At 65.9% G+C, this 11,571-nt stretch carries 13 protein-coding genes; 8 read left to right on the forward strand and 5 right to left on the reverse strand.

Features of this window, described 5'->3' with window-relative positions; all coding sequences use genetic code 11:
• Nucleotides 1-29: 29 nt before the first annotated feature.
• Nucleotides 30-1,184 carry an ROK family transcriptional regulator gene (locus tag AAFN89_RS14015; RefSeq protein WP_347539693.1) on the forward strand — a complete coding sequence of 385 codons (1,155 nt, stop codon included), beginning with the start codon at nt 30-32 and terminating at the stop codon, nt 1,182-1,184.
• A 75-nt stretch (nt 1,185-1,259) separates the two neighbouring features.
• Here AAFN89_RS14015 and AAFN89_RS14020 read toward each other — a convergent pair whose 3' ends face one another.
• Nucleotides 1,260-1,892 (reverse strand): LysE family translocator, encoded by a 633-nt coding sequence (locus AAFN89_RS14020; protein ID WP_347539694.1) that lies wholly within the window; start codon nt 1,890-1,892, stop codon nt 1,260-1,262.
• Nucleotides 1,893-2,034: 142 nt separating this feature from the next.
• Between AAFN89_RS14020 and AAFN89_RS14025 the strand changes: the two genes are divergently transcribed.
• The 4 genes from AAFN89_RS14025 to AAFN89_RS14040 are packed head-to-tail and all read left to right on the forward strand — an operon-like array spanning nt 2,035 to nt 5,736.
• The gene (locus AAFN89_RS14025) at nt 2,035-3,165 is read left to right on the forward strand and encodes a GNAT family N-acetyltransferase/peptidase C39 family protein (RefSeq protein WP_347539695.1); all 1,131 of its coding nucleotides are present in this window, start codon (nt 2,035-2,037) and stop codon (nt 3,163-3,165) included.
• Nucleotides 3,166-4,656, forward strand: coding sequence for a RimK family protein (locus tag AAFN89_RS14030; protein WP_347539696.1), 1,491 nt, complete (start codon nt 3,166-3,168; stop codon nt 4,654-4,656).
• Nucleotides 4,653-5,396 (forward strand): AzlC family ABC transporter permease, encoded by a 744-nt coding sequence (locus tag AAFN89_RS14035; protein WP_347539697.1) that lies wholly within the window; start codon nt 4,653-4,655, stop codon nt 5,394-5,396. Before AAFN89_RS14030 ends, AAFN89_RS14035 begins: the two co-directional genes overlap by 4 nt.
• Nucleotides 5,389-5,736 carry an AzlD domain-containing protein gene (locus AAFN89_RS14040; protein WP_347539698.1) on the forward strand — a complete coding sequence of 116 codons (348 nt, stop codon included), beginning with the start codon at nt 5,389-5,391 and terminating at the stop codon, nt 5,734-5,736. Before AAFN89_RS14035 ends, AAFN89_RS14040 begins: the two co-directional genes overlap by 8 nt.
• A gap of 10 nt (nt 5,737-5,746) precedes the next feature.
• On the opposite strand, the gene AAFN89_RS14045 is transcribed toward AAFN89_RS14040, so the two are convergent.
• Entirely contained in the window at nt 5,747-6,109 is a 363-nt protein-coding gene (locus AAFN89_RS14045) for a DNA-binding protein (RefSeq protein WP_347539699.1), read from the reverse strand.
• A gap of 191 nt (nt 6,110-6,300) precedes the next feature.
• Here AAFN89_RS14045 and AAFN89_RS14050 point away from each other — a divergent pair, with 191 nt between their 5' ends.
• A complete protein-coding gene (locus AAFN89_RS14050; protein WP_347539700.1) occupies nt 6,301-7,482 on the forward strand; it encodes a GAF domain-containing sensor histidine kinase in 1,182 nt (393 codons plus the stop codon).
• 3 nt (nt 7,483-7,485) lie between these two features.
• On the opposite strand, the gene AAFN89_RS14055 is transcribed toward AAFN89_RS14050, so the two are convergent.
• The 3 genes from AAFN89_RS14055 to AAFN89_RS14065 are packed head-to-tail and all read right to left on the reverse strand — an operon-like array spanning nt 7,486 to nt 9,563.
• Nucleotides 7,486-8,502, reverse strand: a complete 1,017-nt coding sequence (locus AAFN89_RS14055) for a DUF6635 family protein (RefSeq protein WP_347539701.1) — start codon at nt 8,500-8,502, stop codon at nt 7,486-7,488.
• A gap of 53 nt (nt 8,503-8,555) precedes the next feature.
• Nucleotides 8,556-9,407: a formyltetrahydrofolate deformylase gene (gene purU / locus AAFN89_RS14060; protein ID WP_347539702.1), complete on the reverse strand. Its 852-nt coding sequence runs from the start codon at nt 9,405-9,407 to the stop codon at nt 8,556-8,558.
• A gap of 24 nt (nt 9,408-9,431) precedes the next feature.
• Complete coding sequence (locus tag AAFN89_RS14065) at nt 9,432-9,563, reverse strand: hypothetical protein (protein WP_347539703.1); 132 nt, start codon at nt 9,561-9,563, stop codon at nt 9,432-9,434.
• 230 nt (nt 9,564-9,793) lie between these two features.
• Between AAFN89_RS14065 and AAFN89_RS14070 the strand changes: the two genes are divergently transcribed.
• Both AAFN89_RS14070 and AAFN89_RS14075 read left to right on the forward strand, forming a co-directional pair.
• Nucleotides 9,794-10,762, forward strand: a complete 969-nt coding sequence (locus AAFN89_RS14070) for a zinc ABC transporter substrate-binding protein (RefSeq protein WP_347539704.1) — start codon at nt 9,794-9,796, stop codon at nt 10,760-10,762.
• Between the two features lie 11 nt (nt 10,763-10,773).
• Nucleotides 10,774-11,571: an ABC transporter ATP-binding protein gene (locus AAFN89_RS14075; protein ID WP_347539705.1), complete on the forward strand. Its 798-nt coding sequence runs from the start codon at nt 10,774-10,776 to the stop codon at nt 11,569-11,571.

The following is an 11,571-nucleotide window of genomic DNA, read 5'->3' on the forward strand; positions in this document are numbered from 1 at the left end:
TTCGCGGCCGACACCCGGGAATCCGCACGATGATGGCCAGACGGCTCAACTCCGCCTGGATTCGTAAGGTCAACGCCTCGCGTTTGTTCCACGCGCTGCGTGAACGGCCGAACAGTTCCCAGCGACAGCTCGGCCTCGTCACCGGGCTGGACAAGGCCACCATATCCACGGTCATCGCGCAACTGACACGTGACGGGCTGGTGGAGCGCACGGAGCGGACCTCCGGCCGCCGCGCCGGCCGTCCGGAGATGGGGCTGCGCATTCCTGAATCGGCCGGAATCCTGCTGGGCGTCCGGCTGGAGCCGACCGGCATAGATGTCGTCGCCGCGGACATGACAGGTCGCCTGCTGGACCGCGAACGCGCGCCTGGCACCCGCGACCTGGACCAGGCGCTGGACCGGCTGCACGACGTCGTGCTGAAGCTGGAGGGAAGGCTGAAGGGCGTCCCCCATCGCGGCATCGGCGTCTGCATACCGGGGCTGGTCGAACGGTCGGGCCATCTGGTGTTCGCGCCCAACCTGCAATGGCGGGACGTGCCGATCACCACACGGCTGCGGGCGCTGTTCGACATCCCGGTCACGGTGGAGAACGACACCAAGGCCGCCGCGATCGCCGAACGGCTGTTCGGCACCTGCCGGAACGTGGACGACTTCATCTATCTGGCCGCCCAGTCGGGCGTCGGCGGCGCGCTGTTCCTGCGCGGGCAGCTCTACCGCGGGGCCAGCGGGCTGGCCGGCGAGATCGGGCACATGAACATCGTGGCGGACGGCCGCCAATGCGGCTGCGGCGCCCATGGCTGCCTGGAGGCCTATGTCTCCGAGACCGCCATCCTGGCGCGGCTGGGGGAGCGGGACCTGAAATATGACGATCTTACCCATGTGGCGGCGGCGGCGCGCGGCGGCGACCGGGTGGTGACCGCCCTTCTGGACGAAACCGGCGGCTATCTGGCGCTGGCGCTGTCCGGCCTGGTCAACACGCTGAACCCGACGCATATCGTGCTGGGCGGCAATCTGGCGATCGTGGCCGATTTCATCGTGCCGGCGACCCAGCGCGACCTGGAGCGGCTGGCGCTGAAACCGCTGCAACGGGACGTGGAGATATCGATTTCCCCCCTGGGCGCGGATTCCGTCGCCATGGGCGGGGTGGCGCTGGCGCTGGAGACCTTCCTGGAATCGACGCCGTGATCCCGTCGCGATCACGAGTCCAGTCCTCAGTTTGAATTTCGGCTGTGGGTGAAGAGCGGACTTGCCGCTTAATCTCTATGCGCGTCTGGCGGTTGCCAACAGTCCCGCCGCCCCAAGCATCATGGCGCCCGTTACGCGGTTCAAGAGAAGAAGCCGCCTTCCCGAGGGGTGCATAGATCGGATGATGCTGCCAGCGAGCGCCCAGCCCATGGCAGCGGCGAACTCAACCGCAATGTAAATTGCTCCGAGAACGACAAGCTGAAAAGTGAAGGAGCTGCCAGCATCCGAAGCGATGAACTGGGGAACAAAGGCCGTGAAAAGCAGGACAGCCTTGGGATTGGTCATCGCGACGATAAATTCCCGACGCGCCAAGGCGGAAACACTCCCAATATGCGCAACGCCCGTTGTCCCCTCTTGGGTATTGTCCCGACCAATCATCATCTTCGCGCCAAGATAGGCGAGATAAAGGACACCAGCCCATTTGATGATCCGGAACGCGAGTTCGGAGGCCTCCAGTAACGCGCCCAAACCAACGATCATGATCGCGATCATCAAGACGAAGGCGATGCACCGGCCTACCAAGGCTGTGGCTGCAGGCAGAAAGCCTTCCCGGCTGCCATTCACAAACGCGAGCAGATTGTTCGCGCCAGGCGAGGCCGCAACGATAGCTGCCGCAGGAAGGAACAGCAGGAGTTGTGCAAGCGTCATGATAAAAATCTAATGCTGCCTTGCCTTGAATGATAGATCACATCGATCGCAAGGCCGCTTGGCAGCGTGCGCGATGGAGAGCATATAGAAGATCGCCGTTCCGATGACTTCCCCGCCGCCGGCGGGACAGAAAACCAGCATAGTGGCCGAACCCGTCCGATCCCCCGTACCCACGACAATCCGGGCCGCCCGGCTGGAAGACATTCCCGATCTTCTGGCGCTGGAGGAGAAGGCGTTCGCCACCGACCGCATCTCCCGGCGCAGCTTCCACCATATCCTGACCCGGGGCCACGCGATCAGCCTTCTGGCCGAGCGCGAGGGGCTGGCGGCGGGATATGCGCTGGTCTTCCTGCGGCGCGGAACATCGCTCGCCCGGCTCTATTCGCTGGCCGTCGATCCCGCCTTCCGGGGGCTGGGCATCGGCGAGACGCTGCTGAACGCGGCGGAGGTCGCGGCGTCGGCCGCGGACGCGCTGTTCATGCGGCTGGAGGTCCGGGCGGACAATGAGCACGCGATCAAGCTCTATCGCCATCTGGGCTATCGCAGCTTCGGCCGGTATGTCGACTATTACGAGGACCATGCCGAGGCGTTGCGGTTCGAGAAGCGGCTGGACCAGCCGGCGACGCCGCGCGACGCACCGGTCCCCTACTATCCGCAATCGACGGAGTTCACCTGCGGGCCCGCCGCGCTGATGATGGCGATGCGCGCCCACGATCCGTCGGTGGAGCTGTCGCGCCGGATGGAGATCCAGCTCTGGCGGGAGGCGACCACCGTCTACATGGCGTCCGGCTATGGCGGGTGCGGCCCCTTCGGGCTGGCGCTCGCCGCCCACAGGCGCGGCTTCAAGGTCCGGGTCCAGGTCAGCGGCGACGGCTACCTGTTCCTGGACAGCGTGCGGTCGGAAGAGAAGAAGGCCGTCATGCGGCTGGTCCAGGACGAGTTCCGCCGCGAAGCCGACGCCACGGACATCGAGATCGTCCCCCATCCGATGTCGCTGGAGGAGATCACGGCGAGCGTCGATGCGGGGGCCTTTCCCGTCATCCTGGTCAGTCTCTACCGGCTGACCGGGGAGAAGGCGCCGCACTGGATCGTCGTCCATGGCTACGACCGCCGGTTCGTCTACGCCCACGACCCCTTCATCGATCCGGACGAGCTGGACGTGGCGGCGGACAAGATCAGCATGCCGATCCCGCGTTGGGCGTTCGAGCGGATGGCCCGCTACGGCAAATCGAAGCTGCGGGCGGCGGTGATCGTCGAGAAAAGGAAGGCTTGAATGAACGGCTGGGTGATCGTCGTCGACAGGCGGTCGGACTTCACCGGCAGCGAACAGGGCCGGACGGTGGCGACCACGCGGGAATATATCGCCGGGGCGCGGACCAACGGGAACGGCAGGCCCGGAAACAGCAAGGCCGGGGGCGTGACGCCCAAGATCATCAACCTGTCGCGCAACCACGCCTACCTGTCCACGGGCTATTACTGCTCCCTGCTGGCGGAGGCGCGGGGACACCGGGTGATCCCGGCGGTGGAGACCATCCTGGAGCTGCGGCAGAAGAGCCTCTACGGCTATGCGCTGCCGGACCTGGAGGAAGACCTGAACCGGCGGGTGAAGCGGCTGAGCCAGCCGCCGGAAGGGCCGTTCAAGCTGCTGATCTGCTTCGGCGACGCCGACGATCCCCGCTTCTCCGCCTTCGGGCGGCGGGCGTTCGACTGGTTCCGCGCACCAATCCTGGAGGTCAAGGTCCGGTTCGGCGAATGGTTCAGGATCACCGGCATCCGCCCCGTCTCCATCACCGATCTGGACGAGGACCAGATGGCGCAGTTCCACGCTGCCTTGGACCGCTACACGCGGCGAAGCTGGCAGGAGCCCCGGAGCAAGACGCCCGCCAAATACACGCTGGCGGTGCTGCAGAACCCGAAGGAGGGCATGGCGCCGTCGGGGGCCAAGGCGTTCCAGCGCCTGACCCGCGTCGCGGAAGCGATGGGCGTGGATGTCGAGCTGATCGGGAAGAAGGACTATCTGCGGCTGGCGGAATATGACGCACTGTTCATCCGGGAGACGACGGCGATCGACGACCACACCTACCGTTTCGCCAAGCGCGCGGAGCAGGAAGGGATGCCGGTCATGGACGACCCGACTTCCATCCTGCGCTGCACCAACAAGGTCTATCTGGCGGAGCTGCTGCGCGCCCACAACGTGCCGACGCCCCGGACGGTCATCGTCGACAGCCTGAAGAACATAGAGCGGCTGGAGGGGGAGATCGCCTATCCGATCGTGCTCAAGATCCCCGACGGGTCGTTCTCCCGCGGCGTCTACAAGGCCAAGGACAGGCGCGAGCTGAACCAGATGGCCGAGGCGCTTCTGGAGGATTCCGACGTCATCCTGGCCCAGGAATACATGTATACGGAGTATGACTGGCGGGTCGGCGTCCTGGATGGGGAGCCGCTGTTCGTCTGCCAGTACCTGATGGCGGCCAAACACTGGCAGATCGTCAAGCATATGGGCGACGGCAAGTATGACGAGGGTCGGTTCAAGACCTTCGCCGTCGACGATGCCCCCCGCGAGGTCGTCGAGGTCGCGGTCAAGGCGGCGCGGCTGATCGGCGACGGGCTCTACGGGGTGGACCTCAAGCAGAACGACCGGGGCGTTTTCGTGATCGAGATCAACGACAATCCAAACCTCGACGCCAATATCGAGGATGCGGTGCTGAAGGATGAGCTGTGGCGACGGATCGTGCGCTGGTACCTGAAGCGCCTGGAGGCATGAACCCCGCCGCTTCTCCCCACGCCGACGCCTACGGCTCCCCCGCCCGCGCTTTCCGCGGCGCGGCGCGGGATGTCGTCGGCGCGCCGGCCCTCGTGCTGGGCGCCAGCTATGTCGGCTTCGGCTCGCTGGTCCGCGGCGCTGACCTTTCCATTTTCGCCGGGATATTCTCCACCGTCACCGGATGGGCGCTGCCGGGGCAGATCGCGCTGATCGAACTTTACGGCATCGGGGCGTCGGTGCTGGCGATCGCCATCGCGGTGGCGCTGACCAACGTCCGGCTGATGCCGATGACGCTCGCGCTGATGCCCTATCTGCGCCACCCCGGCACGCCGCGCTGGCGCTATTACGCCGCAGCGCATCTGATCGCCGTCACCGGCTGGGTCCAAACCATGCGTCGGGCGCCCGACCTGCCGGCGGAGGAGCGGCTGCCCTACTTGGTGGGATTCTCCGGAACGCTGTGGGTTCTGACGATCGTCTCGACAGGCGTCGGCTGGTTTCTGGCCGGAGCGGTCCCGCCCTCGGTCTCGCTCGGCCTGGTCTTCCTGAACCCGATCTATTTCATGCTGGTGTTGACGGCCGACCTGCGCGACCGGGCGCGCCTGCGGGCGATGCTGCTGGGCGCGCTCTGCGGCCCGCTCTTCCACCTGATCTCGCCCAACTGGGGACTGCTGCTGACCGGGCTGGTCGCCGGCACGATCGCCTATCTGCCGAAATGGCTGGAGGCGCGGCGGCATGGCTGAATTCTTCGGGAGCGCGTGGTTCTACATCATCATGCTGGTCGGCGCGGCCGTCACCTATTTCTGGCGCGGCCTCGGCGTCGCGCTGGCCGGCCGGATCGGGCCATCGAGCCGGCTTCTGGACTGGATCGGCTGCGTCGCCTACGCGCTGCTGGCCGGGCTGATCGCCCGCATGATCGTGCTGCCGATCGGCCCGCTGGCGGAGGTCGGGCTGGGCACGCGCCTCACCTCCGTCGCGGTCGCCGCCGCCGTCTATCTGGCGCTGCGCCGGAACCTGCTGCTGGGCGTCCTCGCGGGCTCCGTGACGCTGGTCCTGCTGAACTGGGGGGCGTTGCAGGGCTGAGATCCGCCATTCAGGCAGCGGCGTCGAGAGCCATCTCAGCGGTGATTCGCGACCACGGCACGGAGACGGCACCCTTCCGATCGCGTTCGACCAAGCCCGCTTCGACCAGCATGGCGACATCGGCATGGACGCCGCGATAGTCGCGGTCGAGATCGCGGGCCAGCGCGCGAATGGATGAAGGTCCCCGGCCGCGCAGGGTCCGCAACAGAACCCAGCGGTTCGGAGTCAGCACCTTCAGCAGGCCTTCCATGGTTTCGAAGGAGATATGGCTATCGCCGGAAGTACGCTCCCCTGCGTCCAGCCGTTTAGCCATCTCCATCGATCGGTCGATGAAGGATTCGAGGTTTTCAATTTGCAACCTGACTTCGTTCATTTCGCCTTTCCTCGCCTCATTGAAAATGCTTCAGGACTTATCGCCATTCAATGTCGGACGCTGCAAATTATGCAGATGTGCGTCATTGGACATGGCAATGGGAGAGAAAGCACATTTAGAATTTCTTCGCCGATCGCTCACGGGCATCTAAGTGCGATTCCATCAAAAGGGCAGTAATCTTGGACACTCCAATGGATGGCGTCGCAAAGGATGACCTTGCCGCCATCAGGCGAATTCCGGCCATCCCTTCAATCCTCAACGTAGTCTGCCGGAGCACGGGCATGGGCTTTGCGGCCGTTGCGCGGGTGACGGAAGATCGTTGGGTTGCCTGCGAAGTGCTGGACAACGTCCATTTCGGCTTGCCGGCCGGCGGCGAGCTTCCGGTCGAGACGACGCTGTGTCATGAGGTCCGGCACAGCCGCGAGGAAATCATCATCGAGAACGTGGCCGAGGATCCGGTCTACGCCGCGCATCACACGCCGCGCCTCTACAAGCTCCAGAGCTATATTTCAGTGCCGATCATCCTGCCGGACGGAACCTTCTTCGGCACGCTGTGCGCGATCGACGCGAAGCCCGCCAAGATCAGGAACGAAGCCACGATCGGCATGTTCAGGCTCTTCGCCGAACTGATCGCCTACCATCTGCACAGCGATCAGGAACTCTCCCATAGCCAGGCCGAGGTGTTGGACCAGGCGGAGACGGCCCAGCTTCGGGAGCAGTTCATCGTGGTGCTGGGCCACGATCTGAGGAACCCCCTGGCCGCGATCAAGGGCGGCCTGCACATCATAGGCGGAGTGCACAAGGACCAGCAGACCAGCCAGGTGGTCGGGCTGATGCACCAAAGCGTCTCCCGCATGTCCGGCCTGATCGACAATCTTCTCGACTTCGCGCGCGGACGGCTGGGCGACGGGATTTCGCTGCGCCGGGAGCCTGAGCGCCGCCTGGAACAGACGCTTGTCCAGGTGATCGACGAGATCAAAGCGGGCCACCCGCAGCGGACCATAGAAGCGAGATTCGACCTGCCCCCCGGAATCGATGTGGACCATGCCCGCATCGCCCAGATGTTCTCCAACCTGCTAGGCAATGCGGTCAGCCATGGCGCGGAGGATCTGCCCGTCATGGTCGATGCGGCGGTCGTCGGCGGGGCGCTGGAGCTTTCGGTCGCGAATGGCGGCGATCCGATACCCCCGAAGACCATGGAGCGATTGTTTCAGCCGTTCCACCGGCGCGAGGTGCGGCCGAACCTGGAAGGCATCGGGCTGGGGCTGTACATCGCCGGCGAGATCGCCAAGGCCCATGGAGGCACGCTGGACGTGAAGTCGGACGAGGAGGAGACGCGGTTCACGTTCCGGATGCCGATCACCGCAGCGTAGAAGCTAAGGCGACGCCACCCGGTAGGCGGCGCGGAGCACGTCCAGCAGGTCGAAGATGCGGGCGGCGTAGTGGTCGCGGACGGTGAAGCGGCCGGGGCCGTGGCCGCGTAGTTCCGCCTCCAGCCCGTCGACCATGCGGCGCAGGCGCTTCTGGTGGAGGCCGAGGCGTCGCTGGAGCGGATCGGTCAGGATGCCGGCGAAGGCGGCCAGCACGGCGGCCATCGCCATCATGCCGCCGGTCACGCCGGCGACGAAGGCGGTCGATCCCGCCGCCGGCATCAGCCCGTACCACAGCCCGCCGACGCCCGACCCCAGCGGGAAGCTGGCGATGGCGGCGTGCTGCGCCATGGCGTGGGCGACCGTGGGGCCGAGGGTGAGCATCCCCGGCGTGAGTTGCTTGAAGGCGAGCGCGCCGACGCCGGCGGTCAGCAGGGCCGTCGCGAGATCGCCCGCCGCGACGCGGCTGCCGGCGTAGGTCGCCATCGCTTCGGTCAGCCAGTCCCGGAATTCCGGATCGTCGGCCCGCCGGCCGACGGCGAGCAGGGTTTCCTCCAGCATCGCGTGGATGCGCGGATCGCTGAAAATCTCCTCAGCCAGCGCGTCGCGGAGGAAGCGCCGTTCGCGCCCCTCCCCGTCGATCTGGGCGTAGGGCAGCTCCAGCAATTCGGAGAAGACACGCCATTCGATCTCCCGCGCCACGTCGGAAGGGAAGAAGATTTGGCGACGGTCGAGCCAGTCCGCGACCTTCGCCGCCCCCAGCCTGCGCGAGCCGGCGGCGCTTGCCCTGACCGCCATATGGGGAAGCGCCAGCGACAGGTTGAGCGGCGCGCGCGCCATGTCCCAGCCGACGGCGCGGCGGTGGAGCGCAAGGGACGGGCGGAAGCTGAAATTCCGGTCGACGAACGGCTCTATCCGCGCCTTGCGGGCGACGACATAGCGTCCGATCGCGTCATCCACGATCCGCCGCACCTGATCCCGGTCGATGTCGCCCTCCATGGGGGCAAGGTCGGCTTCCGGCATCCGTCGCCCTTCCGTTTGGTCCTCCATCCGGTGAGAAGATGGGGACGGGCAGGCTACTTGAACACCACCGTCTTGTTGCCGTTCAGCAGCACCCGCCGTTCGATATGGTACTTCACGGCGCGCGCCAGCACGACGCTTTCGATATCCCGCCCGGTGGCGACGAGGTCGTCCGGCGTCAACGCATGGTCAACGCGGGCCACCTCCTGCTCGATGATCGGGCCTTCGTCCAGGTCGGCGGTCACATAATGGGCGGTCGCCCCGATCAGCTTCACGCCCCGCGCGTGGGCCTGATGATAGGGCTTCGCGCCCTTGAAGCTGGGCAGGAAGGAATGGTGGATGTTGATCACCCGCCCCTCCAGCTTCCGACACAGATCATCGGACAGCACCTGCATGTAGCGGGCGAGCACGATCGTATCGACGGAGAGGTCGTCGACCAGGGCCAGCAGCTTGGCTTCCTGCGCGGCCTTGGTCTCCGCCGTGACCGGCAGATGGTGGAACGGGATGTCGTAGCTGGCGGCAAGCTTATAGAAATCCCGATGGTTGGAGACGATGGCCGGAATTTCCATCGGCAGCGCGCCGAGGCCATAGCGGTAGAGCAGATCGTTCAGGCAATGGCCGAGCCTGGAGACCATCAGCAGCACGCGCGGCTTCACCGACTGGTCGTGGATATTCCAGCCCATGGCGAACCGTTCGCCGATCGGTGCGAACTCCTCCCGCAGCAATGCGGGATCGGCCGCCGAGCGCGCAGCGTCGAAATGGACGCGCATGAAGAACAGGCCGGTGCCGCGATCCCAGAACTGGGCGCTGTCGACGATGTTGCAGCCGCGTTCGGTCAGGAAGCCGGAGACGGCGTGGACGATGCCGATCGTGTCCGGGCAGGACAGGGTCAGGATGTGCTGGGACATGAGGAAAGCCGGTGTTGGAGAGGATCAGGCTGGCCTGTCGGGATCGACCGGCCGCGCGAGGGCGGACAGCCCGACCGGCGCGCCGCCATATTCGGCTATCGCATCGATCAGGCAATCCCAGAGATAGCCGGCCGAGGCGCTGTCGGCCAAGGGCATTCGGCGGGAACAACCTCTGCTGGCGACGCGCCGGGAATCGAGAGGCGCGCGACGCGGTCAATCATCGCCGCCGCCTCGCCGCGCGGGCTGTTCCCGGACCGTCGAATAGTGTTTTCGCGACGACGGCTCCTTGACATTCGCTCGGAAGAAACAGAAGTATTTATCAGAAGTAATTCTACGGAATAAAATAATAAACAAGTGATAACTACTTCAACGGTTCACATATCGAAATGAACAGCTGTTCAAAGTCCTTCGGCGTCCTGACGTTTGCGGCCGCCCTGATTTCCCCGCCTGCATGGGCGGAAGACACTGTCCCCCATATCGTGACGACGACGGCGCAGGTCGCCGACGCCGCCGAGGCGGTGGCGGGCGAGCTGGCGACGGTCGAAAGCCTGATGGGCGAAGGCGTCGATCCTCACCTCTACCGGGCGACGCGGTCCGATATGGCGCGGCTGATGGCGGCGGACCTAGTGCTGCTGAACGGGCTTTTCCTGGAGGGCAGGCTGGGCGATTCCCTGGCGCGGCTGGAGCAGGCGGGCAAGCCCGTCATCGCAGTGGGCGCGACCGTGGACGAAGAGGACCTGACCCATCCGCCGGAATTCAAGGGCCATTACGACCCGCATATCTGGATGGACCCGGAGATGTGGGCGCAGGTCGTGGACGGCATCGCGGCCGAACTGTCCGCCACATGGCCGGCCAACGCCGAAACCTTTGCCGCCAATGCGGCCGCCTACAAGCAGGAGCTTCAGGAACTGGACGAATACGCCGCCGAGGCGCTGGCGACCGTGCCCGAATCTTCCCGCGTCCTGATCACGGCCCACGACGCCTTCGGCTATTTCGGACGCGCCTACGACATGGAGGTGGTGGGCATCCAGGGCATCTCCACCGACAGCGAAGCCGGGCTGGCGCGGATCGAGATGCTGGTCGATCTGATCGTGGAGCGGGAGATCGCCGCCGTGTTCGTCGAAAGCACCGTCTCCCCGCGCAATGTCCGCGCGCTGATCGACGGGGCCGCGGCCCAGGGGCATGAGGTGGAGATCGGCGGGCAGCTCTATTCCGACGCCATGGGTGCGCCCGGCACCTATGAAGGCACCTATATCGGGATGTTCGACCATAATGTGACGATTATCGTCCGGGCGCTGGGCGGCGAGACGCCTGCGGGCGGGCTGAACGGGCGGCTTGCCGCCCTCGCCCGCTAAGGCGCGCGCCCATGTCCCCCAAGATCAGATCCGTCGACCATGCGCCCGACCAGCCGCTGCCCGCCGACTGCCCGCTGTCGGTTTCCGGACTGACGGTCGCCTATCACCGCAAGCCGGTGCTGTGGAATGTGGATTTCACCGCGCCCTCCTCCGGGCTGGTCGCCATCGTCGGGCCGAACGGGGCCGGGAAATCGACCTTCATCAAGGCGGTTCTGGGGCTGGTCCCGCGCCTGTCCGGCGAGGTCCGGACGTTCGGGAAGCCGGTCAGCCGCCAGCGCCGGCGGATCGGCTACGTGCCCCAGCGGTCCAGCGTGGATTGGGATTTCCCGGCCTCCGCGCTCGACGTCGTCGCGATGGGACTCTATGGCCGGATCGGCTGGTGCCTGCCGGTGCGCCGCCGCCATAAGGAGGAAGCGCGCGACTGGCTGGATCAGGTGGGCATGGCGGATCTGGCCGACCGGCAGATCGGCCAGCTTTCGGGCGGCCAGCAGCAGCGGGTGTTCCTGGCCCGCGCGCTGGCCCAGCGGGCCGACCTCTATTTCATGGACGAGCCGCTGGCCGGCGTCGACGCGGCGACGGAGAAGACGGTCATCGACGTGCTGAGACGGCTGGATTCCGAGGGCAAGACGGTCGTCTGTGTCCATCACGACCTCCAGACCGCGCCCGACTATTTCCAGCATGTGCTGGTCCTGAACGTGCGCGCGGTCGCCGCCGGCCCGATGGCGGAGGCCTTCACGCGCGACGCGCTGCAGACCGCCTATGGCGGCCGGCTGGCGCTGGCGGAGCTGCCGGCAGCGAAAAGCGCCTGA

This window comes from Inquilinus sp. CAU 1745, from assembly GCF_039839375.1.
GTDB lineage: Bacteria > Pseudomonadota > Alphaproteobacteria > DSM-16000 > Inquilinaceae > JBDOQU01.